This is a genomic window from Photorhabdus sp. RM71S, assembly GCF_042879355.1.
GTDB classification, from domain to species: Bacteria; Pseudomonadota; Gammaproteobacteria; order Enterobacterales; family Enterobacteriaceae; genus Photorhabdus; species Photorhabdus kayaii.
Window position 1 is genome coordinate 78,042 of the sequence record NZ_JBHFKV010000003.1, and the last position, 24,771, is coordinate 102,812.

Sequence of the window (24,771 nt, forward strand, 5' to 3'; positions counted from 1 at the left end):
TCATTTGATTCATTGCTTTACATATAGCCATCCAACATAAGAGAAAAAGCGCACTGTGATGTTGTCTAAATTCAAACAAGCTAAACATCAACAACACCTTGCACAACTGCCTAAGCTACCTCAGTCAGTTGCTGATGTTAAAACACTTTATCAACCTGAAGTGTTCCGCAGCACCCTGCTGGAAAAAATTGCTAACGCTGAAAAACATATTTATATCATCTCCCTCTATCTGGAAAATGATGATGCAGGGAAAGATATCCTTAATGCACTTTATACAGCTAAACAACAACGCCCGGACTTGGACATTAAAGTGCTCGTTGACTGGCATCGAGCACAACGTGGACGAATTGGTGCGGCTGCAATGGTAACGAATGCCGATTGGTATTGTTCTATGGCAGAAGCTTATCCTGATGTGAAAATTCCAGTACTAGGTGTACCTGTAAATACCCGCGAAGCACTAGGTGTTTTACATTTAAAAGGTTTTATCTTTGACGATACTGTGGTTTATAGCGGAGCAAGCATTAATGATGTTTATCTCCACCAACATGATAAATATCGTTATGATCGCTACCACTTGCTTCACAATGCAAAACTTGCAGAAGCAATGAAACACTTTGTTGATAATTACATTATCGCTACAGGAGCCGTACAGAAACTGGATTGTAAAAACCGTCCTCGTATTCCTGAAATTAAAAATTTGATCCGTCAATTACGTTTTTCTCTGCGGCACACTACCTATAAAATAAATAATCAGGCAACGAATGACGAACTATCTGTCACTCCCCTTGCCGGTCTGGGAAAGAAGAATCTACTAAATAAAACCATTAGTCATCTGATCGCCAGCACAGAACAAAAGCTGATTATTTGCACTCCGTATTTTAATCTTCCAGCCATCATTGTCCGACGGATTGTTCATCTACTTCGTAAAGGTAAACATGTGGAAATTATTGTTGGCGATAAAACTGCCAACGATTTTTATATTCCACCGGAAGAACCATTTAAAATTATCGGTGCATTGCCCTATTTATATGAAATTAATCTGCGCCGTTTCATCAGTAGACTACAGCGTTATGTTGACAACAATCAACTGACTATCAGGTTATGGAAAGATGGTGATAATAGCTACCACCTAAAAGGTGTGTGGGTGGACAATCAATGGCAATTGATTACAGGAAATAATCTTAATCCTCGTGCCTGGGGACTCGATTTAGAAAATGCCATTCTTATCCACGATCCTCATAAAGAAATGCAGGAGCAACGTACAAAAGAACTGCACTGTATCCGTACTTATACTACGGTTGTCAGTGATTATCAGGAATTGGACAGCATCCAGCTTTACCCAGTCAAAGTACGTAAACTTATCCGCCGCTTACGTCGCATCCGGGTAGACAAATTGATTAGTCGTATTCTGTAATTGAATCGATAAAGCAAATTATCTTTTCTAAATCAAATCTCCTGATATTGAATAATCGCGGGAGATTTTTACCATCGAACTTTAATTTGATAAATCTCAACTTTGTTTAAATAATAGTAATATTCAAAAGTACGTAAATCTAGATTTAGAGATTAAAAAAATATAAAACAACCAATTCTGTTAACACTCTATTTTTAACAAAAAATTAATCGAATTACAATCCTAAAATATTCTATTTTGAAATGTTATTTCTCTGCTTGGAATATCTTATTAATCATATACCGATTTAAAGTTTAATATATATAATTCCTTTTCCAAACTTCATTCATTTATAGAGCGAGTATGAGTAGGACTAAAATAATGAAACTTGTTTTCGATACTGATATATTCACTAATTCTAACGGGAATAGCCATCAGATAAAATCCCGGAATAGATTAAGTAAATAAGCACCCAAAACCGCCTCATTTTCAGATGCTTTCTCAATTAAAAATAGAGCCAGTATTAATGAACATTCATAAATCATAAATGAAAAATAACTAATTGGCGACTGGGAAAATGATACGATAATTGTAAAAGATAAAAATGAAGATAAAGTAAGTGGAACGCGTATGAAATACTCAGGTTTATCTAAAATACTGGAAATTTAAGGTTATGATTAAGTAACTAGTCCTATTTAAACATTACGCTTAATTTTCCTATAATAAAAAATCATATTAAAACAGGTAAATATTCAATATAGAAGATTATTTAGCGGATCTGTTTTTCATCGCTGTTTTTTAATATGGCCTGCTGAATATTTAGATAAAAATAAATTGATAAACTGGAAAAATTATTCCACAACGATAATATCGTAATAATATATTATTAACTATATAAAATATCATTGAGAACATAAAATGCACTTTATATCAAATATCACTCTACAATTCATTAATATGTGGAAAAAATCACAAACCGTGGGGCGTAAAGAATGGTTATCCGTATTTTATTTACGATAATTTAGCAACAAAATAATTTACTCATAATATTGAAAAATTATTTAATCGGAGAAAGTCTTACAATCATGAACTTCCTTGGAATGGATCTGAATTAAATAATAAACAACAATTCGGTCTGCTTAAAACAGTAAAAAACTAGAAAATTCTTATGAAAAAAGTCAATTTTATTGCTATATTATCCCAGAAAACACGAGGGAATCCAAAAGTAGAATGTTTATTTAATCTTCAAATTATGAAGGAGATTTTATGAAGAACTGTACGATATCGCCTCAGATTATCAATACAATGGAAATAAGTAATGAACCTTGGGGAATAAAAGATAGTTCTTCATGTTTTATTTATGGTAATAAAGCATTAAGTTCTATCAAAAATTTCTCACAATCATTTGATTACAGTGGGCTTTATGATCATGAACTCCCTTGGGGCGGCGCTGAATTTGCAAAGGAATATATTCATCATGATCAAAAAGTAATGAAAAAAGGGCAAAATATATGCTCACTTGAAACACATGTATTTGGTAAAGAGCAAATTCTATTATCTTATTTCTGTGAAAAGATGCCTTTTTATCACGAAGATGGAAGTTGTATAGGCATTATATATCATTGCTGGAAGGCGAAGGACTATTCATTAACCTGTCTGTATCAATATCATAATAAACTTCCCTCATCCATTTTACTCCAACCACCGACAGATCTTTTTACTGAGCGTGAATCGGATATTATTTTCCTTTTCTTACAGAAATACACAATAAATCAAATTGGAATAATATTGAATCTTGATTATAGTGTAATTGAAAACCATACGGCTAGGATATATCATAAAATAAATATTAACTCCACTCTTCAATTAGAAGAATATTGTCGAGTCAATAATCTTTATCACTATATACCTGAGAAATTTTTATTAACTTAAAGGGCTTCTTTTACGGACGAAGTTAGCCTTATACCCTATTGATTTCAAGATGCATCGCGACGGCAAGGGAGTGAATCCCCGGGAGCATAGCAAACTATGTGACCGGGGTGAGCGAGTGCAGCCAACAAAGAGGCAACTTGAAAGATAACGGGTATATAACGCGCGTCACTGATTATGCCTGGGGTAAAATAGAATTTTATTAAAACCTCAAGCATATTCAATATAACAAAAACACCTATTTTATCACCACAGGTAAATTTTAAATTAAAAATAAACCATTTGAAAACATATCGAAATAATATCGATTAATTACAAATTAAATAAATCAATTCATTAAAACAGAAAATAACTCAATTTATTTAACCAAATCATTTTAAATATATATTTTACCATATTAAATCCGTTCATTTTATTTATATTGACTGATAATTAAACCCAACATTAAATATATAAAAACATTAAGTTAATTTAAATAAAATCCTATTTACACCCCTAATAAAAAGATATTAAAAAAATTCTTTCATCTAACAATATAAACAGAAAACCAAGAATTTTTAATTACCATTACAGATAAAAACACAGATAAAAATATTTTTAAATCAATAAGATACCCAATAAATATGGGCATCTTATTGGTAATTTTAAACGAGTTCTGTCATCACTAATTTCGCTATTTCGAAATAGATAATCAGCCCTGTACCATCAATAAACGTGGCAATAAAAGGAGCAGATACAACAGCCGGATCAATAGATAGCCTTTTCAATACCATTGGAATAATGGAAGAAACAATGGCACTCCAGAGGGTGATTGCAATGATGGCCAAACTAACAGCAATCGTCACTTCAATACCGACACCTAATACCCAGGCACGGATAAGCGCGGCAAAACCTATCGTTATTGCAACTAAAAATGAAGTGGAAATCTCTTTACGTAACACAGCCCATAGATTACGCAAACTCACTTCCCCCAATGCCATTGCTCTGACCAAAGTTGAGGTAATTTGCGTCCCGCTGTTGCCCCCCGTTCCTATTAATAACGGAATGAAAAATGCGAGAGAAATTACCGCTTCCAATTGATCTTCAAATGCTTTAAGCACAGCACCGGTATAAGCTTCTGCAACGAATAGCAATAATAACCACCCGACACGCTTACGCCATAATGTTATTGGGCTGGTACTAAGATAAGGCTGCTCCAGAGGTAAAGTTGCCCCCTGCAAATGAGCATCCAACGTATTTTCATCTTCAACCAACTCAGCAATATCCTGCGATCGTAGTACCCCAACCAATTTGCCAAAATGAGTAACCGGGACACTATCCATACCACTGTGATTTATCAAATTATAAACATCATGACGCGACTGTTCCGGTGATACGGAAAAATAGCTTTGCCTCATAATATCTGACACAAATAAATCATCGGCTACAGTTAATAACACTTTCACCGGTAATATGCCATTAAGATAGCCTTCAGCATCAATAACATATAAGTAAGTTGGGATCTGCTCACCTTCAAGCTGATCAATCAAATGACTTTTTACCGACAAAACAGAATCAGCAACAGATACAGAAATGAAACATTGGCTCATATATGCGCTGACCGTTGTCTCTTCATTTTTCAATCGATGTTTCCGCTGCTGATCAGCATTTATTTCATTAATAGAATGATTAGCAATCGCTAATGCATCCATTTTTTCATGGGATGTGATTTTCATGATGTTGGTCCCTATTACTGTTGTGAACTTCAAACAGCACTCACATAGGGGCGAAACCAGATGAGAGAATACAACGACTATCTCTACGTCTCGGTTTTAGCACTATACAACGTATCCTGAATTATCAGAAAGTTACATGGGGATATACCTTGGTTCGATATATCCTGTCCTAATCTTGGGCGTCTCTCGACGTCGTCAGATCAGCAACCTGTGTTTGTATAGGAGCCTCGCCTAACGAGATACTGCACTTAGAATGCGGCGCACATTGTAAACAAAAGTCGTAATAACTCAAAATTGAAAGTTAGTTTGTTTAATTTTCATTTAAGTTTCATTTAAGTTTATGATGATAATAAAAAAACGGCATAAATTTCCACCCCTTGCCGTTTAATAAGAATAATCCTATGAAGGAGTTATTCATTTTTTGATCTCTTAGACTCAATTTTTTCAACTTCAGCAATCAATTGGTCAGCCGTTTTACCATCCAGCAATTTATAAAACTTTTGTTTCGATTCTTTCATGTCACTATTAGAACCTGATTTAACCAAATCATTAAAATCGATACTATTAAACATAGCCGATTGAATTGATTCATCAAACTTCACTTTTTTATCATCTGGTAGCCTATCTCTTACTTTTTCAATGGATGCTTTCAACGCGATTTCATTAGAAGCATCCATTTTAGGTTGGCTATCACAGCCAGCTAATACGCATCCTAACAAACAAATTACTAACAATCTTTTCATATTCATCCCCACAGAATATTAGACAAGGGAATAATAACAGAAGCAGAAACAATAAACCGTTTATACCCATTATCTTTCAAGTTGCCTCTTTGTTGGCTGCACTCGCTCACCCCGGTCACATAGTTTGCTATGCTCCCGGGGATTCACTCCCTTGCCGTCTCGATGCATCTTGAAATCCATAGGGTATATAATTAGCCAAATTGATAAAAAATAGCAAATAAAATGAAATTTCTCATCATGTTATTCCAGAATAATTATCTTTATGGTTAGCAGCTACGATGCCAAAATACGATCATTTGTTATTTCTTCAACAACATAAAAAACGACTTTCTGCCAAATCGACCAAATGCTTAAAACACCCGACCAACCGACAACATGACAGATCCAGATACGACCACAGTAACTGCCGATATTCAGACCAATAATGTAGTTGGAACCATCACAATTAGATGAGATCATACTTGCGTTTATCGCCTCGCTTAACCATTTAAAAACCAGCACCGAAAATAAAGGAGAAATAATGGCAATCATCCACTGCACTGCAAAATATATTCTGACTGCCATATTGATATTACTGCCTGTCTTTACGCAAGCAAAAGTCATTACAGTCAAGGACGTTGCTGGCCGGAAGGTTAATTTAGCGTCGAAAAAGCGAGTATCCCGGTTATCTTTGCTAAATTCCTGCATCCGAAATTATTTGAAGATATCGATCCACAAGCTGACAGCCTATACCTGCATAAAACTTTTACCTCCCTTGATGGTAACGGGGTATTCTAGGTTACAGCAAAATAATATTGCCTTTCAATCCGTTGGTATATTCCAACGGATATTTAATCGCACCCTTTGCTTATAATTTCCGTTCGTTAATATACCTAATATTTTATATAACATGCTAATAGACATCTATTATTTTGTAATCTACTATAGTTGATGTCAAAAAAAATATAAAACATGACAAGATAAATTCGGTTAAGTAATAAATATAAAACACAAATATATTCACATAATGAAACTATACCCAATGGATTTCAAGATGCATCGAGACGGCAAGGGAGTGAATCCCCGGGAGCACAGCAAACTATGTGACCGGGGTGAGCGAGTGCAGCCAACAAAGAGGCAACTTGAAAGATGACGGGTATATACCCTATGGATTTCAAGATGCATCGAGACGGCAAGGGAGTGAATCCCCGGGAGCATAGCAAACTATGTGACCGGGGTGAGCGAGTGCAGCCAACAAAGAGGCAACTTGAAAGATAACGGGTATAGATGAGCTGTGAGGAATCATTCGCTCTTTACTAACAAAAATAAAATAATCCAACGAAATAGATTCTTGATGTAACTATTCTTAAACCAAAGTACTCGGAGTATGTTAATGAAACGATTACATGATATTGAGAAATCGATGTTGCCCGTTGAATCCTACAAAATGCTTATTGGTGGGCAATGGGTAGATAGTGTATCCAAAGCAACGACCAAAAGTTATAACCCGGCGACAGGAGAACTACTGGCTGAATATGCATCCGGTAATGCTGAAGATGTCGATCTTGCTGTCAGCGCTGCAAAAAAAGCCTTCCACGCCTGGAGTCAAACCTCCGCAATCGAAAGACAATCAGCTTTGCTGAAAATTGCTGACTTACTAGAAGCAGAACAAGAACGTTTTGCCATCCTTGAATCACTGGATACTGGCAAACCATTACATGAATCCCTGAATATGGATCTACCAGCCAGCATTGACCAGTTCCGCTATTTTGCGGGTGTGATCCGTTCCCATACCGATGAAGCTTCAGTTCTGGATACCAATACACTTAGCTTGGTGATCCGTGAACCCATTGGGGTTGTCGGACAGGTAATTCCCTGGAATTTCCCACTACTGATGGCAGCATGGAAACTGGCTCCTGCTCTTGCAGCGGGCAATACCATTGTTATTAACCCGGCAACACTGACATCAATCACTCTGCTTGAATTGGGCCGAATATTGGATAAAGTCCTGCCAGCCGGGGTGGTTAACATTGTTACAGGTCGTGGTTCAGTCGTTGGTCAAGCCATTCTGGATCATGAAGATGTCGAAAAAGTGGCATTCACTGGCTCCACCAGAGTAGGTTATACCGTGGCCGAAGCCGCGGCCAAAAAGCTGATCCCTGCAACACTGGAGCTTGGTGGTAAATCAGCCAATATTATCTTCCCTGATGCCAATATGAAAAAAGCAGTAAAATATGCGGCCAAAGCTATTTTGCTGAATCAGGGTCAAGCGTGTGAATCAGGCTCCCGGTTGTTCCTGCATAAAGATATTCATGATGAATTCCTCAAATCGCTGAAAGCAGAATTCGAATCCATCCAGGTTGGTGATCCATTGGAAAAAGAAACTCAGATGGGAAGCCAAGTCAGCCAGGAACAAATGGAAAAAATTCTCGGATACGTGGAAATTGCGAAAAAAGAGGGTGCAACCATTTTCACGGGTGGTAAACGCATCACTGGAAAAGGTTATGACGATGGTTTCTTTATCCAACCAACCATCATTACCGATGTCACTAATGACATGCGAGTCGCGCGCGAAGAGATTTTTGGCCCTGTATTGACAGTGATTCCATTCAGCGAAGAAGAAGACGTCATCAGAATGGCAAATGATTCTGATTATGGCCTGGCTGGTGCTGTCTGGACACAGGATATCGACCGAGCACTACGCGTAGCTAAAGCTGTCAGAACCGGCCGTATGTGGATTAACACTTACCATGAACTGCCAGCTCACGCCCCATTTGGTGGCTACAAAAAATCAGGCATTGGCAGAGAAACACACAAAATGATGTTGGATGCTTACACTCAGGTCAAAAACATCTATATCAAAACCAATGAAGAATAATCTCAATCAGTGATGAGAAAAGCCTTCCAAACGGAAGGCTTTTATTCAAATTTTTTCTTTAATATCAACACCATCTGCATTCACATCGTTAATATGTTCTTTCGTCAGCCGATAAACAACTGGGCTTAACAATGCTAATGCAATCAGGTTCGGTATTGCCATCATCGCATTCAATGTATCCGCCAATAACCAGACAAAATCCAATGACTGAGTAGCACCTACCATCAAAGCAATAATCCATACTACACGGAAAGGCGTAATGGCTTTTTGCCCAAATAGATACTGAGTACATTTTTCACCGTAGAAACTCCAGCCAAGAATTGTGGTAAAGGCAAATATTACCAGAGCGCCCACAACAATATAGTTGCCACCAGGAATCGCCATAGCGAAAGAAGTCGCTGTCAATGTCGCACCTGTCTGACCGTTCAACCAACCACCAGTAATGACGATAGTTAAACCAGTGATAGAACAAACAATAATAGTATCGATGAAAGTACCTAGCATAGCGATCAACCCCTGGCGAATCGGGTTTTGAGTTTTAGCTGTTGCATGAGCAATCGGCGCACTTCCCAATCCCGCTTCATTAGAGAAAATGCCACGAGCTACACCAAAACGAATTGCCGCCCACACTGCTGCGCCCGCAAAGCCACCTTGTGCCGCAACAGGTGTAAATGCAGATTTAACAATCAGAACAAATGCAGCGGGAATTTCACTGAAATTCATCCCCAGAACAATAATCCCGGCAGCAAGATAGGCAATCGTCATAAATGGCACTAATTTACCTGCTACATCAGCAATACGTTTAATACCCCCAATAAGCACTGCACCAACTAGAATTGCCAATACGATGGCCGTTACCATGGTAGAAACGCCAAAGTTACTTTGCAGCACATCAGCAACAGAATTCGCCTGTACGGTATTACCGATACCGAAACAAGCAATACTGCCAAATACCGCAAACAACGTCCCCAACCAAGCCCACTTTTTACCTAAACCGTTTTTTATGTAATACATGGGGCCACCAACATAGTGACCGTTTTTGTCAACCTCACGGAAACGGACTGCCAGTACCGCCTCTGAATATTTGGTTGCCATGCCCACTAATGCAGTTATCCACATCCAAAACAGTGCACCTGGCCCACCCAATACAACTGCGGTAGCCACGCCAGCGATATTACCCGTTCCTATGGTGGCAGAAAGCGCAGTCATCAGTGCGTTAAATGGCGATATCTGCCCTTCTCCCCGCTGATGATTACGCTCAAATAGTAATTTAAAACCCGTTCCCAATTTACGTATAGGCAGAAAAGAGAGGCGGAGCTGCATGAACAACCCAACCCCCAAAAGACCGACCATCATCGGTACTCCCAATACTACCCCGTTAATAGCACTCAGCCATTCTGTGATTAATCCCATATATTCCCTCGGATGTTTCATAACAAAATAACAACATATTCGCAGCAACTTAATAAAGAATATTTATAGAAAATATGCGAGAAAAAATTTCGTAAAAATGGAAAAAGATTTGATACTTGTGAGTGATATCACTTGATAGAATTTTAAGATTAGAATGTTCAAAAATTTATCACGCCCAATACATTAAAAAATATTTAGGTATAAACCGTTCCCTTAATCAAAATAACTTACTAGAATATTTAATTACTTAAACTAATCAAAACAAAACATTATTCTTTATACTCCGTTTTTTATCAATTAATGAACTGATTAATATTATTTTTAAAAGCAATTTTTTAAGAAATAAATCATTGAGTATAAATTATCAGCGATTTTTATGAGAATATCTTGCTCGCTCTACCTATCATGTTTTTCCTTTTAAACAAACCACTATCCGAAATGTATTTATTACATCAGCCAAAAGAACAATAGAAAATATATGTGATATTTTTCTATTGTCATAAAACCACCGAATCTTTTTCGAGCCGCCTCACAATAATTGAATAACCTCATTGTTTTATTGTTCCACTCAACTCATTTTATCAGCCTGGGTTAATGAGTAAGGAGAGAACCTCATAATGGAACAACAATATTTCATTGGTGTTGATGTTGGCTCCGCCAGTGTCCGTACTGCGGTTTTTGACCAATACGGTAAACGGCATGCATTCTCCGCTCGCCCTATCCAGCAATTTCATCCAAAAGCTGATTTTGTTGAACAATCTTCTACTGACATCTGGGCGCAAGTATGTGCGACAGTAAGAGAAGCTGTTGCACTGGCAAATATTAATCCTATTGATGTTAAATCAATCGGCTTCGATGCCACCTGTTCACTCGTCGCGGTAGCAGCAGAAGGACGCTCTCTTTCTGTGGCCGAAAATGGCAATCCTGAACACGATATCATCATGTGGATGGATCATCGTGCCATCAAGGAAGCCATCACGATAAATCAAACCAATGACCCTGCACTCTGCTATGTAGGTGGTGAAATCAGCCCTGAAATGGAACTACCGAAAATCTTATGGTTAAAAAACCACTTTCCTCAACGTTATCAGGATATATGGCGTTTCTTTGATTTAGCTGATTTTCTGGTGTGGAAAGCAACTGCCGCTGATGTAGCCAGTATCTGCACGTTCACTTGCAAATGGAACTATCTAGCTCATCAAAAACAGTTCAGCGAAAAACTACTCTATGATGTAGGGTTAGAAGATTTAACAAATAAAGTTCCGTCTACCATCATTGAACTTGGCGAAAAAGCAGGTTACCTGACTGCTGAAGCGGCTAAAGATTTTGGGCTGCACACAGGAATCATCGTCGCCGGTGGTATTATTGATGCTCATGCTGGCGGATTGGCACTGGCTGGCGCCTATCCAGAGGGCAGCCTGGTTATTATCAGCGGTACCTCAAACTGCCACATGATTGTCAGTCCTTATCCTGTCATGGTTCCGGGGGTTTGGGGGCCCTATTTCGGCGCAATGCTACCCGGTTACTGGCTCAACGAAGGTGGACAAAGCGCCGCCGGTGCATTAGTTGAATGGTCAATTCGTCAACACAATAGCTGGCTAGAGCTGGAAGCCGAAGCCGAGGAATCTGGTCATCATTACTACCGGCTACTGAATGAAGCAGTTGCACAGTTAGAAAAACAAGAAATATACCCGACCACACAGCTTCATATTTTAAGTGACCATCATGGCAACCGTTCACCAAGGGCAAACCCTAATGCCAAGGGAATGGTAAGCGGGCTGACGCTGGAAAATGGTCGTGATGATCTGGCCCGTCATTACTTGGCAACACTGCAATCTATCGCTTATGGTACCCGCCATATTATTGATGCATTAGTCGAAGCAGGACACCAGATAAACAGGCTGGTTATGTGTGGTGGTGCAACCAAAAACCCTCTATGGTTACGTGAATATGCCAATGCCACTGGGCGCGAAATCCATCTCACTCAGGAAGAGGATGCTGTCAATCTTGGCTCTGCTTTGCTTGGTGCCGTTGCTTGCGGTTCCTTTGCAAACTTCTCTCAAGCAGCAAAATCGATGGTACGTGACGGCAACATTATCAAACCGGAAAAAGAGACATTTTTATTTCATCAAGCCAAATATCAGGTCTATCTACAAATGTACCGAGATCAACAGCGATATAACGAAATCATGCAAACCGGTAATTAGCTTAACGTTAATAATCTTAACGTTAATAATCCATCTATATACCCTATGGATTTCAAGATGAATCGCGACGGCAAGGGAGTAAATCCCCGGGAGCATTACATTTAAAATACATTTTATAATGACATTCTACAACTATAAAGCCATAAAGTAACCGGAGGAAAAGTCTCTGGGTTTTACCATAGCCATGCTTTCAGAATGGAAGGAAAAATGATCCACGTTCTCTTAAATTAAACGAACTGACTCACTATTAAGAAACATATGAAAGAAAATAAGAACTCATTGATAAAATTTCCCCGGCCTCATAAGCCGGAGAAAAGGCGATCAATCCTTATACCTTATAACTGTATTGATAATATCCGCTAGAATCATAATAGAGACCAGACTTCTTCTCTACCGCGTTTAGCAACACACCTTTAATATGAATGCCATTTTGCCTAAATCGGCGAATAGTAACATTAACTTCTTTAACCCTTGTTTTATGATAACGTGCAATTAACAATGACGTTCCTGCATATCTCCCAATAATCGCAGCATCAGTTACAGCCAAAATAGGAGGAGTATCTACCAAGACATAATCATAATGCTCTTCTGCCCAAGATAATAATTCTTTAAATCTATTATTCATAAGTAATTCTGACGGGTTTGGCGGAATAGCACCTCGATTGACAAAATCAAGCTCAGTAAGATACGTTCTGGTAATAATCCCTTTTAACTGATGTTGACCAGACAAATATTCAGAAAGCCCCATAGATTGAGGACTTTCCAAGATTTTATGTAAACGACCTCTTCTCATATCTGCATCGATTAAAAGCACGCGTTTATTACTTAATGCCAATACAGCGGCAAGATTTACTGAAATAAAAGACTTTCCTAATTCAGGAGCAGAACCTGAAAGAAGAATAATTTTGTTTGCAGATTCCATCATTGAAAAATGCAAGGTTGTTCTAAGGCTACGCAATGCTTCAATAGCTAAATCAGTGGGATCTTGAATAGCTAATAACCGCAATTTCTGACGATGAGTTTGCTTTTTCTGTTGTTGATCAAGTTTGATCTGAGTCTCAGATAGTGGAATAGTAGCGTAAACGGAAACACCTATTTCTTCCAATTGTTCGGGGCTTTCGATTCCTTTACGAAACATGACTCGTATGCAAATCAACCCAGCAGACAATATAAATCCCAATACCATCATCGATGCAATAATCAATGACTTCTTCGGTTTTACCGCTGAACTTTCTACAATAGCTTCATCGATAATACGCACATTACCAACCGTCCCCGCTTTCACGATATTCAACTCTTGCTGTTTATTGAGTAACTGCACATAAATTTCTTGGTCAACTTGAACATCTCTGGCCAAACGTAAAATTTCCTGCTGTGTTTTAGGTAACCGTTTGATTGATTGATTCAGCTCCTTTTTGGTATCAACCAAAGTCTTACGTTTATCAAGCAACGCAACATAAGCGGGATGTTGTTTGGTATACAACTGCTGTAATTCAGCTTCTTTGAAAGTCAATTCATTAATCTGTTTCTCAATTTGGACCAATGTCTCCAGAGCCGATTTTGCTTCAAGTGATAAATCGATAGATTCATTCGCTTGACGATATTGATTAAGCAACTCTTCAGAACGATTAAGCTCAATTTTAACTTTAGGCAAATGATTTTTTAAGAAATTAAGGCTACTTTCAGCCTCTTCCGCCTTTCTTGTCACATTTTGTTGCAAGTAATTTTTACCAATACTATCCAGTATCAATTTTATTCTTGCACGATCATCACCTTCTATTTCAAGCAAGATAATACCGGTATTATTACCTTTTTCTTTTACCCGCAAAGCCTGTTGCAGCCCGCGAATAACACCCAATTTTCCCCGTTTAACCAACGTGAAACTTTGCCCTGGAGCAGCTGAAATATTTGAGATAAGCAAATTTATGCCATCGATATCAAATACTTTGTTTACTTGCCCGTGAAAAACCTGATCGTCAAAAAACAACCGATAATTTTCTGCATCGTCAACATATATTTTTATCCCTTTATTAATATATTCAGGTGATATTGTAAAATGTTTAATAACAATATCAGGCTTTGGCATACCACGAAGACGGGCAATGCCCTTACCTATCACAGGAAAATAATCCGCTGTAACCTGAACATCCAAATTTAGATCCTTTACTGTCTTTCCTAATATCATTCGGGAAGTTAATAACTCCAATTCTGCCGATATATCTGACGGTTTCCCAGAAAACATATCCGACATGTCGCCAATTAAAGGCAATGCACTACTTCTCTTTTCAACCTGCAATAAAGCATTTGCCTTGTATATCGGAGTTACAATCAAGGAATAACAAAGGCCAATAACGGTGAACAATAGGGTAATTCCACCAATCACCCAGCGATAATCGAATAAGGCACTAAGAAGACGGCCTAAATCAATTTCATCACTATCCGTATGAGTGTGACTTGATTTATCTGATGTAGTCATAAAAAGCCTATAATTACTTTATTGATAAGTAATGAAGAACAGCAAACCCATAATATAAAAATACTTATAAGTTATAATTTCCCTAACCAACTATTAGCACTATTAAATAATAACTGATACACATATTCATAAACCTCGATATCAGACTTATAAGGATCGGGGATCACCATTTCATTTAACCAATGACCTAAAAGCATTGTTTTCCCCCTTGCCCCTAGATTTATCCTATTTACAGCCTCAATATGTTTTTTTTCCATAACCAAGATCAAACTTGACTTCTGGCATAATTCACTGGTTAGTTGGCGTGCTATATGCCCTTCTAAGGATAATCCATGTCTAGCCGCAACCCTACTTGAGAATTCATTTGCAGGTTTACCAATTAAAGCCGATATTCCCGCAGAATAAATCTCTTTCTGAGGAAATAGCTGCCGCAATAAACGCTCTCCTGTTGGCGATCGACAGATATTACCCACACAAACAATCAGAATAGAATTGAACATTAATTCGGCCACTTACGAATCCATTTAGTTGTTTCAGTCAGGCTATTAATGCTTGATATCGTTGGCACCAACTGATTAATAACCCGATTCCAGCGAACGACTGGCGCACTGGTAACATAGACAATATCATAAGGTTGCAAATTAAACTCAGTTCCCAGGACTAACGCCGTCGCATCCTTAGCATTGAGCTGATAAATATTGGCTATTTTCCCCTTATTATCAGGTACATTACGCAAAGAACGGATAACAAAGATGCCATTAGCATCACTTGATAATTGATCTATACCTTCAGCATTACCCAATGCTTCGGTCAAAGTCATTCCACTGCGATCCATACGTAGAGTGGTTTGTTTTCTGACTTCCCCCATAACAAACACTTTCAAATCATCATTACGAGGAATGTATAAGATATCGCCAGAATAGAGCAGACGATTTTGCTTCAGATCACCATTTTGCATCAAATCTTGAAGAGAAATAATCGTTTCTTTTCCCTTATGAGTCAAAATGATCCTCCTCCAGTCAGCATTTTCGGTTAAGCCGCCAGCATGGTTAATCGCATCAATAATGGTTAAAGGAACGTTAGTGATAGGTTGTTGAGCAGACCTGGCAACTTCACCTGTTACATAGGCTTTTTGTGAACGAAAAGCAGCAATATTGACATCAACTTGAGGTGATTCGATGTACTTCGATAACTTATCAGTAATCATCGTACGCACCTGAGTGACCGTTTTTCCTTTCACATGAAGTTTACCAACATAGGGATAAAAAATCGTCCCATCAGAATGCACCCAGTTACCCGTATCACTAGCACTACGATATTGTCCTGCCGGTATTGTCAATTCAGGATGATCCCAAACAGTAACCATAATGACATCCCCCACACCAATACGGTATTCATACTGTTGTAATTCTTTATCTAATTCAGGATTAGGACGCGCAATAGCAGAATTCACTCGTAAATTTTCAATTAATTTTGGTGTTACCGGATAAACATTTACCAAATTATTAATATCATAGTTACTATCATCATCATTGATTATTTCTTTATTATAAACAGTAAGGCCACTCCCAGGTATAACAGTACAACCACCTAATAGCATAGAACCGGACAATGCCAGAACTATAATTAATTCCTTAATATTCATCAGAAATTTATCCTTAAAAAATAATAAACAAAAAAGAATACAGAAAATAGTATTAATTATAATCTCCCTAACAAAACTAGATTATAATATAATAAAATATAATATAATATAAAGATTTTGCTTAAGGTCCGCAAGATTCTAGGCTACTGGTCATATCACTTGGTAAAAACAATAGAAATCAACTTAATAGCTTTGAAAAATTCAGACTATTAAATAATAGGTAGTAAATTAATTAATTATTTTATTATTTAATATATCTTATAAGGTATTATTACAAACAGAAAGTAAGAACAGACCTATCAAATAAAGGATAGTGAGGATATTTATCAGAATTTATCGAAACCAAATACATACTCTCGATGACATTGTGAAGAAAACACATACCTACTTACATCAAATCCGTGTTCATATCATCGACTTTGGTGCTTGAAATGGTGATAAAAATAAAAAAACAGACAATCAATTTATCAAACAACTCCAATTATAAAACCCCAAATTTAGTCATATTATAAACAATAGCTCGGTAGTATCGGATATTTTTAGATTGTTTTAACTTTAAAAATCACCACTTTGTACTTTTCACGTTTATCAACTACCATTACCGGTTGTTTTATATAGCAGTAGAAGATCTGAGAATTGGACATATTCCACAAAAACTTTATCAACTGGGATTACCATGAAAAAATCTACTATACTAAGAATCGCCAGGCCAACTGACAATTTAACTCAAGTTGCTGAAATGTACTGCCGAGGTTTAGGATTTATTCTCCTAGAGCAATTCGAAAATCATGAAAATTTTGATGGCATCATTCTAGGGCATCCAAATCATCTCTGGCATCTTGAATTTACGCATCATCGTGGCACAACAGTAGGAAGATCCCCCACACAGGACAATTTATTGGCTTTCTATATACCAGACCATTCAGAATGGTTAGATCAGATATCATTAATGGAAAACGCTGGCTTTATTGCAGTCCCCTCTTACAACCCATATTGGGATATTGAAGGTAAAACATTTGAAGATACTGATGGTTATCGGGTTGTATTACAAAACACAGTATTCCTTGTTTGATTATTAATCGACCTTAAGCATACTTGCCCTAATAACCAACCCACACCTACGTTGTTTTACATTACGCAATAACATTATCAAAACTCAGCTATTGACACTGAGTTTTGATATATTCTTGCAAGTATTTCGTTTGCTGTTCGTTTTCAACAATCATTCTTCGGAGATCGAAATAATCTTGTTCAGTTGCCGGGTTAAGTCGTGGGGTGGCTGCATGGCCCACGCTGCCGGAGGAGCCGGTTTGGCCTTGATGACAGGTGGCCGCGATGCGCAACCGGCGATGACCAGCGGCAACATCATTGCGCAGAACATCAATTTCAGATTTGGCATTAGCAAGTTCCTTTGTATGCTGATTATCCAGTTCAGACAGGAGCCTTATCCTCTCCTGCTGATTAACGATTTCATTCTGCTGCTCCAGCAACTCACTCTGTAGCTTAACGGTCGTATCAAGCTGTTTGGTATACTTACCGTAATAGTGATAAGCCAGAAGCGAGGCAAGCGCCAGAGCAATAACAGTATAACCACGAGAGTTAAACTTCATAATATCGCTCTACAAAAGGGAAAATGCTTTATCAATGACCTCATCGCTATAAGGTTGACTACCATTTTCCATGGTAATAATGGACTTAATAAGCTCTGTCATAAATACTTTATTAAATACATCAACAACCTGATCGCGAGTCACTCCCGTGTCTTTACATACGTGGTTAATATAGGCATCAGTATTATTTTCATTAGTGGGAGCCCATCGTGAAATGATCCCTTTCACTGTTTTAAGGCCATATTTCCGATTGTAATTATGCAAAATTTTAATTATTGCCCGAAGACCATATTCAGGACTGACAAACTGACAGAAAGATTTATCAGTACGCTGTGATGCAGGGATCAAGCCTTGCCAACTATCACCCAAACGAATATTACCTGGGTTATTATTTCGAATGCCTCTGCTCATAATTCACTCCTATTGTTTATTACCTGTTTTGTTATTAACAACTTTTCTTAAGATCTGACCAAAATAGTCAGTGCCCAGATAACCAATAATGACACTGCTGATGTAAGCCAAATCCGTGCTCATACCAAAAAAATTCAACACATCACGGATAAACCAAGCAATCATGGCACACATAATAGAATCCATAATTGTCGTCCAGAATTTACCACCGTTATATCGACCTCTGAGATAAGCCATTGCGGCAGCCAGCGCCGCACCTATACCTTGTTCTTTGACTGACAGCAGCCATAACCATAGCTGCATCCAGATGTCAGGCTGTTTATCCATGTATTTCATCCTTCACTCCCACTCACATAAATGGGAATCCATAGGCTGCCGTGTAGCCTTAAATTTGAGTTAATAGGAATACTGCGAAATCAGTAGAATAAGAAAAGGCTACACATAGTGCAGCCTTAAATTTTATAAGGTGATTACTTACATTTAATATAATACCAAGCTCATCAACAAACTCTGCTGGTGTATCATTATGTGTAAGGGAATGATAATAATTAACAGATAGATATATCCGTTATCTTTCAAGTTACTTCTTTGTTGGCTGCACTCCTCCCGGTCACATCGTTCGCTATGCTCCCGGGGATTCGCTCCCTTGCCGTCGCGATCCATCTTGAAATCCATAGGGTACAGTTTATTAAAGCATTGACTTTAAATTACCTGTCCTAATAGATTATGGAAAGACAGAGTAATCAGATGAAAACGATTAAAAAATTAGATCATATAGAGCATTGTAGTCACTCATCCATGAACCTCCTTAATATTAAGACTAAATTACAACGTATAATAAACCATAGTTCATGGTAATTATGCACACCTGGTAATAAATCTCTCAAGGCAATTTGATCAATAAAACGTTTAGCAAGCAATTTTTTTAAGGATGGATCGTGTATCTTTTTTCTGTACAAAATAAAAAAACTACCAACTTCTCGTATTGCATGACGACTAAGAGATCTTTTTAACGACTTTTCACCTTTAATTTCTTTTGAGATTTTAATAATTGAATTAACCACGGTAATATAGCTATCAGCTCGATGATATAATTTTTTACTTTCTCTTGAGCGAGTTATTGATTGCAAATTATGTCGATAACAATACAATTGCTCCTCACAAAATCCGATTCGATTCGCTATAAGTGACAAATTAATTGTCCATAAGATATCTTCATGAAAGATATTTTCCATAAAACTCAGTTGGTTATTTATAATTAATTCTTTTTTAATAAGTTGTAACCAAACAAAATGTGGCCATTCTCTACACTCAACGCAATATTTTATCCACTCTTTACCCGTTAACACTCTGCCATAAGGTTGTCTACGTGTTATTCTTCTATTCCCTTGTGAGAATGGATCTTCTGTAAAACTGACTCCATTGCCAATTAACACATCTAATCTCTGTTCAATAGCTTGATCAAGCCATTTTCTTAATATTTGTGGTTTTAGCCAATCATCACTATCAACAAATAAAACCCACTCCCCTCTCGCATATTTTATGCCGTAATTTCTAGCTATTGAAACACCACGATTTTCTTGATTAAGGATCCGTATTCTATTATCTCTTTTTTCATATTCTTTAATTACTTCTAAGCTGTTATCTGTTGAACCATCATTAATAATAATGACCTCAAAATTAACATTTTCTTGCGAAGAAATTGAATCTAACAAATAGATTATATTATTTTCATCATTAAAAACAGGGATAATGATAGTAATATCAAACTGAAACATCTATCATCCTTTTAATGAGTTAGTTATTTTTGATAAAAACACCATTTTCATAATAAAAATGCACCTTTTCCCCATTGCTATTCACAGACCATACAATATTTTGAGCATCAATTATAGATGGGATTGAAAATTTCCACCAAAACAGTAAATCATTAAGTATGACAATGATAAGATGCACTGGGAATTTAGGTATTACTATCTCCTGTAAAGATAGAAATAGTATCAAAAATCTATTGGAACAGTTTAAATAAATCGGCAAATGTAGCAGATAAAATTAAAACAATTAAAACAATTAAAACAATTAAAACAATTAAAACAATTAAAAGTGATATTAATTTAAAATGGCTTGTGTAATCTATATTAAAAATACAGTTAAATACTTTGAGGGTGAAAAAGTAAAATATAATCAAGCATAATAAACAGAAGAAAATAACAGAAGAGGAACTATTCAACTAATTGTAAAATGAGCGATTCAAATGTTAATGTATTATTATATAGATATTCAAATAGCATTTAAAAATTTAAAAGACAATATTATCCCTTATTTATTAATGCAAAAATATTTAAAACTCATAGGCATTCTGGATAACATGGTAAGGGAGACAATTGCACTACAATTCTTTTTCCTGCAACGACGCGTTGTTGGCTTTTCGCCTGCACTGTCCGTTTCCCATCCCAACGTAGACGAGTCCTTAAGAATAACTCACCGTGAGAAAACTGCGGACTCAAACGCATAGAAAAAGTGACGGGTAGCATGTCCAAACGATAATGCATCTCACCCACTGTCAACACTTTTCCTTCAACCACCGTCAACAATGACACCTCAACGTTTGCCGTTCTGGGTAGAGAGGCCTGCATGGTCACATCGCCCTCAATCAGACGTGATGCTTCATGCTCAACAGCCTCACTAACACAACCGGTAATCAGCAAACACAACATGACCAACCCTATTTTGGTCATGTTAGGCTGATCCTACGTTGTGACAACGGAGTATGCTGCCCATCCAACAAACGCTGTAATGTTGTCTCATGTTCAAGCCCCATGACAAGACCTCTACTCAGCACCGCAGAAAGCGGCTCATGAACGTTTTGTGGTATATACCCTGACGTAACCCGACGACCACAACAAAGGCTATCATTTTCATGGGGCACATTTGTTAAATGAATGGGTAACGAATTCTCAATTTTCATACTCGCATTCCCAAAGATTCGTTCTGTTGAGAGCCCATCGGAAGTTGAGCTTGCAATAATTCCTGCCAAAACTCAGCATGATCCAACATACTTGAAAGGCTCTCTTCAAAAACAGCCTGATTCAACCGACTTGCTGACATTTGCCGATAAAGCTGCACCATCAGCGTTGACTCATCAAAACCAAAGTGAAGATCAAACTGATACCAATGACGATTAAAGCTAGCTAATTGACGGAAAATCCCCTCTCCGACCGCAGTAATATCAGCGACATCTATCTGTAAAATGAGCTGGTCACGTTCAGGAATTAAGATCAAAGAGAGGTGAAGATGCTCATCAAAACAGAGAGCAGCCACACCTTCATGATTTAAAGCTAGGTGCGGCAAGCCGAATTTAGCAGCAAATTCAGACAAAACTTGGTTGACGATGGCTATCACATCCATGGGTTACTCCTGCTAGAGAAGGCAATCAGACCAACTTGAATTACCGAGTAATCAAACAAACGGGTTACCCCCGCAGAAAAGGGACTCAGTTTACTACCATCGCCTTTTGGACCTCTGTCACTCAAGGGCAATTCTTTTAATAAAAAGGTCACCCCAGTGATTATCGAAAACCAAACACCGGAGCATAGGAAGATGCTTTTTTTCCTTAACACATCCTGCCAGCTAAGAACTGAAATCTTAATTTGATATTTTCGTTTTTCTGCACCTTTGACGGTATGAGTAGATTTTAAAAACGAGATAAAATAACGGTATCCATCAATAAGAGCGCACCTTTCGGTGCGCCCAAGCTTATTATTCAACGGGTCTACTCCGCCAGCATTACACCACACCAGTCGCCGCGCGCCATGCCTGGACATGGCTCTGATAAAGCTGCTGTATCAATTGCAAAACCTCTCTCATGAAATTGTTATCCAATGAGATCTGATCTTCACTCTTCTGTTTTTCATGTTGAGCAATAGATGAATCCACTTCATGTTCCTTAGCTTTAGCCTGAGAAAGTCCCTGTTCTACCTGTACCGAATTATTGGACATACTCTCTAAAGACTTCATCACTGAAGTTAAGAACTGCTGCTTGCTGTTACGACTTTCAAAAACCAAGGTAATAGATTTCAGAGCACTCTTGTCAGCATCTTGTGCTACATTCCATACTCTACCAATTGCTGCCCGATCTGCATCGCTCCCCTTACCCAACTGTTGCAACTTAAGATCGATTAATTCGTTACGACCAGCAATATTACCTTCCAACGTCTTCTGCTGCTTAACCGCTTGACTGTTTTTAACGGAAGAAAAACCACCTATCAGCCCCGAACCAATCGTCATTAAGCCTGAAACCACTGCCATAGCAATCATCAACTTGGCGCTATGTCGCATCTCATCCACTTGTGACTTCTGAGCATCAATGGACGCTTTATTCTCAGTGTCACGCTGCAAAATACCCAGTTCACGCATTCTCTTGGCAATCTCAAACAACAGCGACATCATATCCAGCGTATTATTTAATTCTTGTCCGACATTTCCTAAGCGACTGGGATCGAAGCTCTGTTTCGGTACAATCAATTCAACCGTATCCGTAAGCCTAATTTTTTCCGGCTGTTGAACAGCAGCTTCATGTGCTGTCGGTGTCGGCACAGAACTTTTGTCAATTACAGCATCAACGCCGTTATCGACATTGCTCACCTGATGACTACTAACATTATCAATTCTCATTTTTTTACTCCCTAAATTCCCTGTGGTCGGCTGGCAAGGTTATTTATCATGTCACCTCTGGCATTGAGCATCTGAAAAATCATTTCCATCACATGTTGAAAAGACTCTACCAGTTGGGACAACTCCTCTTTCAATTTGTCCATAACAGCCTGAAATGCAGTCAATTCGCTACGTGAAAGCTGTACATCAGCTTGTCGGTTAGCCGCTTTACTCTGGAAGGCAGCATTGGTAGTTTGAGCAGCGCCATTAGCAACATCAACCACCATATCGCTCACCTGCACACTCACTTTCACACTTCTGGCCACAGTATTAGCTGCTGTACCAGCGACTTTTGCAGAAAGTTCTGCCGCCTTTACTGCCATCTTAGCTGTCATTTCAGCCACTTTAACGCCCATCTTAGCGCCCATTTTTGCTATCAAGCCAGCAGCTGAACCACCGAAACTGACTGCCGCTGCCGCCACAGCCATCGTAACCTCAATCGCAGTTATGACTGGCCCTAACCATTTCATGGTTTCCTTGCTGATTAAACCATCTTGAGCCGCTTGTTGTAGTCCCTGAGAGACCACGCCCATTACCCCTCCGGCAATCAGCAAAGCGCCTGCTACCGCACCAACGCCGGTAGCAACCATAATTGCTCCAACCACAATTGAGGCAATCGCACTGATCCAGCCAAAGATCTTAGAAAACAATCCAGATTTCTGTGCCTCTTTAGCTGAATTTTCAGCCTCTTTAATCTTCTGCTGGTTCTCATCCATTTTCTGCAAGCTTTGCTGGCGTGCTCGCTGGATATCTTCGATTTTGAGATTCGTCTGATCACGCTCAATCTCGCTGGTCAGTTTGCCCAGTTCAATCTCTATTGCCTCAGATGAGAGAAAATTTTCTACCATCTCCTTTGAGGACAATCGCGAAACTTCTGTCAGCTTTATTATCACCGCCTTTGTCAGCTCTTTTGCCTGCATCACCTCTTGCATACCTGATTCGAGCATAGCCATGTCTTCTGGTTTAGGGTGAGCATTCATCACTGCCAATGGCGCTGGCAATGATACTCCTCGTGACTTAGCAGTATCAGAAGGCAGCAAGTTACCCGCCTGGCTAGACGTAACGTGCTCCTCGCCTTTAGGAGGTATAGTTGCTGGGATCTCACCAACTTGAAAACCATCTCCCAATTGAGGAATTCGAGGTTTATTTACTATCGGATCCATTTTCCTGAGTCCTTTTTATTGTAATAGCTTCTAACATTGCACTAGAACTGGCAGCCAAAGCGGCCTGTTCCGGCGAAGCTGCCGCAAGCTGTTGGGCCGAGTAGAAGCCACTCTCAGCCCCATCAAGTTCTCCTAATTGCAGGAGACATTCGGCAGCATGAAATGGAAAACGGGGCTCATTAATATCAAGCATTGCTCCGTAGCTATAGCTTTGAATTGCCTGCTCCAGTTGCCCCATAGCCTGACGGCATGCCCCCAATCCAAGGAAGAACCGGGAGTCATAGTGATCTAACATACACAAAGCCTGGAATATCTTATGTGCATCCTGCCATTTGCCTGACTGATACTGGTTGAACGCTAGCGAGTAAAGTTGCTCCAACGTATCACTAGAAATATCCTTCAACATGGCAAGAGTGCCGCCATCATGAAGAAAAGATTCCAGCTCTTGTGCATATTGGTCAGAAGTCGTTGATGTTTCTTGATACTCCATAATCAT

The 24,771-nt window shown here is 38.4% G+C and carries 23 protein-coding genes and 1 riboswitch; of the genes, 5 read left to right on the plus strand and 18 right to left on the minus strand.

What is annotated here, in order from left to right; all coding sequences use genetic code 11:
* The first annotated feature begins 58 nt into the window (after nt 1-58).
* Nucleotides 59-1,414, plus strand: coding sequence for a CDP-diacylglycerol--serine O-phosphatidyltransferase (gene pssA, locus ACGF5R_RS02410; protein ID WP_167405287.1), 1,356 nt, complete (start codon nt 59-61; stop codon nt 1,412-1,414).
* A 1,245-nt stretch (nt 1,415-2,659) separates the two neighbouring features.
* Nucleotides 2,660-3,325, plus strand: coding sequence for a PAS domain-containing protein (locus ACGF5R_RS02415; RefSeq protein WP_387689611.1), 666 nt, complete (start codon nt 2,660-2,662; stop codon nt 3,323-3,325).
* A 641-nt stretch (nt 3,326-3,966) separates the two neighbouring features.
* Here ACGF5R_RS02415 and ACGF5R_RS02420 read toward each other — a convergent pair.
* The 3 genes from ACGF5R_RS02420 to ACGF5R_RS02430 all read right to left on the minus strand — a co-directional run bounded on the left by ACGF5R_RS02420 (nt 3,967) and on the right by ACGF5R_RS02430 (nt 6,344).
* Nucleotides 3,967-5,037: a magnesium transporter gene (locus ACGF5R_RS02420; protein WP_112879064.1), complete on the minus strand. Its 1,071-nt coding sequence runs from the start codon at nt 5,035-5,037 to the stop codon at nt 3,967-3,969.
* A 74-nt stretch (nt 5,038-5,111) separates the two neighbouring features.
* Nucleotides 5,112-5,283, minus strand: a riboswitch (M-box (ykoK) riboswitch).
* A 164-nt stretch (nt 5,284-5,447) separates the two neighbouring features.
* On the minus strand, nt 5,448-5,780 hold the full coding sequence (locus ACGF5R_RS02425; RefSeq protein WP_112879063.1) for a DUF6694 family lipoprotein: 333 nt from the start codon (nt 5,778-5,780) through the stop codon (nt 5,448-5,450).
* Nucleotides 5,781-6,053: 273 nt separating this feature from the next.
* Complete coding sequence (locus ACGF5R_RS02430; protein WP_158537794.1) at nt 6,054-6,344, minus strand: hypothetical protein; 291 nt, start codon at nt 6,342-6,344, stop codon at nt 6,054-6,056.
* 808 nt (nt 6,345-7,152) lie between these two features.
* Between ACGF5R_RS02430 and ACGF5R_RS02435 the strand changes: the two genes are divergently transcribed.
* On the plus strand, nt 7,153-8,637 hold the full coding sequence (locus tag ACGF5R_RS02435; protein ID WP_387689613.1) for an aldehyde dehydrogenase family protein: 1,485 nt from the start codon (nt 7,153-7,155) through the stop codon (nt 8,635-8,637).
* 45 nt (nt 8,638-8,682) lie between these two features.
* Here ACGF5R_RS02435 and ACGF5R_RS02440 read toward each other — a convergent pair whose 3' ends face one another.
* Nucleotides 8,683-10,050 (minus strand): sodium:alanine symporter family protein, encoded by a 1,368-nt coding sequence (locus tag ACGF5R_RS02440; protein ID WP_112879060.1) that lies wholly within the window; start codon nt 10,048-10,050, stop codon nt 8,683-8,685.
* A gap of 617 nt (nt 10,051-10,667) precedes the next feature.
* Between ACGF5R_RS02440 and ACGF5R_RS02445 the strand changes: the two genes are divergently transcribed.
* Nucleotides 10,668-12,257, plus strand: coding sequence for an FGGY-family carbohydrate kinase (locus tag ACGF5R_RS02445; RefSeq protein ID WP_112879059.1), 1,590 nt, complete (start codon nt 10,668-10,670; stop codon nt 12,255-12,257).
* Nucleotides 12,258-12,585: 328 nt separating this feature from the next.
* Here the strand turns inward: ACGF5R_RS02445 and ACGF5R_RS02450 are convergent, their stop codons facing one another.
* The 3 genes from ACGF5R_RS02450 to ACGF5R_RS02460 form a co-directional block, all read right to left on the minus strand.
* Nucleotides 12,586-14,733, minus strand: coding sequence for a polysaccharide biosynthesis tyrosine autokinase (locus ACGF5R_RS02450; RefSeq protein WP_112879058.1), 2,148 nt, complete (start codon nt 14,731-14,733; stop codon nt 12,586-12,588).
* Nucleotides 14,734-14,804: 71 nt separating this feature from the next.
* A complete protein-coding gene (locus ACGF5R_RS02455; RefSeq protein WP_112879068.1) occupies nt 14,805-15,233 on the minus strand; it encodes a protein tyrosine phosphatase in 429 nt (142 codons plus the stop codon).
* Nucleotides 15,233-16,378 carry a polysaccharide export protein gene (locus ACGF5R_RS02460; RefSeq protein ID WP_112879057.1) on the minus strand — a complete coding sequence of 382 codons (1,146 nt, stop codon included), beginning with the start codon at nt 16,376-16,378 and terminating at the stop codon, nt 15,233-15,235. The genes ACGF5R_RS02455 and ACGF5R_RS02460 overlap by 1 nt, the downstream gene beginning before the upstream one ends.
* 676 nt (nt 16,379-17,054) lie before the next feature.
* Here ACGF5R_RS02460 and ACGF5R_RS02465 point away from each other — a divergent pair.
* Nucleotides 17,055-17,450, plus strand: coding sequence for a VOC family protein (locus ACGF5R_RS02465; RefSeq protein ID WP_262980700.1), 396 nt, complete (start codon nt 17,055-17,057; stop codon nt 17,448-17,450).
* A gap of 88 nt (nt 17,451-17,538) precedes the next feature.
* On the opposite strand, the gene ACGF5R_RS02470 is transcribed toward ACGF5R_RS02465, so the two are convergent.
* The 11 genes from ACGF5R_RS02470 to ACGF5R_RS02520 all read right to left on the minus strand — a co-directional run bounded on the left by ACGF5R_RS02470 (nt 17,539) and on the right by ACGF5R_RS02520 (nt 24,765).
* Nucleotides 17,539-17,988 (minus strand): lysis protein, encoded by a 450-nt coding sequence (locus ACGF5R_RS02470; protein ID WP_262980699.1) that lies wholly within the window; start codon nt 17,986-17,988, stop codon nt 17,539-17,541.
* Nucleotides 17,989-17,997: 9 nt separating this feature from the next.
* Nucleotides 17,998-18,399, minus strand: coding sequence for a structural protein (locus ACGF5R_RS02475; protein WP_112879054.1), 402 nt, complete (start codon nt 18,397-18,399; stop codon nt 17,998-18,000).
* A 9-nt stretch (nt 18,400-18,408) separates the two neighbouring features.
* Nucleotides 18,409-18,735, minus strand: coding sequence for a phage holin, lambda family (locus ACGF5R_RS02480; protein WP_112894998.1), 327 nt, complete (start codon nt 18,733-18,735; stop codon nt 18,409-18,411).
* Nucleotides 18,736-19,187: 452 nt separating this feature from the next.
* Nucleotides 19,188-20,177 (minus strand): glycosyltransferase, encoded by a 990-nt coding sequence (locus tag ACGF5R_RS02485; protein ID WP_387689616.1) that lies wholly within the window; start codon nt 20,175-20,177, stop codon nt 19,188-19,190.
* 570 nt (nt 20,178-20,747) lie between these two features.
* A complete protein-coding gene (locus ACGF5R_RS02490) occupies nt 20,748-21,137 on the minus strand; it encodes a YscW family type III secretion system pilotin (protein ID WP_112879051.1) in 390 nt (129 codons plus the stop codon).
* Nucleotides 21,134-21,367 carry a T3SS regulon translocated regulator ExsE family protein gene (locus ACGF5R_RS02495; protein WP_112879050.1) on the minus strand — a complete coding sequence of 78 codons (234 nt, stop codon included), beginning with the start codon at nt 21,365-21,367 and terminating at the stop codon, nt 21,134-21,136. The genes ACGF5R_RS02490 and ACGF5R_RS02495 overlap by 4 nt, the downstream gene beginning before the upstream one ends.
* Entirely contained in the window at nt 21,364-21,807 is a 444-nt protein-coding gene (locus ACGF5R_RS02500) for a type III secretion system chaperone (protein ID WP_112879049.1), read from the minus strand. Before ACGF5R_RS02500 ends, ACGF5R_RS02495 begins: the two co-directional genes overlap by 4 nt.
* Complete coding sequence (locus tag ACGF5R_RS02505) at nt 21,798-22,166, minus strand: hypothetical protein (protein ID WP_387689618.1); 369 nt, start codon at nt 22,164-22,166, stop codon at nt 21,798-21,800. The genes ACGF5R_RS02500 and ACGF5R_RS02505 overlap by 10 nt, the downstream gene beginning before the upstream one ends.
* Nucleotides 22,167-22,185: 19 nt before the next feature.
* On the minus strand, nt 22,186-23,073 hold the full coding sequence (locus ACGF5R_RS02510) for a YopD family type III secretion system translocon subunit (protein ID WP_387689620.1): 888 nt from the start codon (nt 23,071-23,073) through the stop codon (nt 22,186-22,188).
* A gap of 11 nt (nt 23,074-23,084) precedes the next feature.
* Nucleotides 23,085-24,275 carry a type III secretion system translocon subunit SctE gene (gene sctE / locus ACGF5R_RS02515; protein ID WP_112879046.1) on the minus strand — a complete coding sequence of 397 codons (1,191 nt, stop codon included), beginning with the start codon at nt 24,273-24,275 and terminating at the stop codon, nt 23,085-23,087.
* The gene (locus ACGF5R_RS02520; RefSeq protein ID WP_112879045.1) at nt 24,256-24,765 is read right to left on the minus strand and encodes a SycD/LcrH family type III secretion system chaperone; all 510 of its coding nucleotides are present in this window, start codon (nt 24,763-24,765) and stop codon (nt 24,256-24,258) included. Before ACGF5R_RS02520 ends, sctE begins: the two co-directional genes overlap by 20 nt.
* Nucleotides 24,766-24,771: the final 6 nt, after the last annotated feature.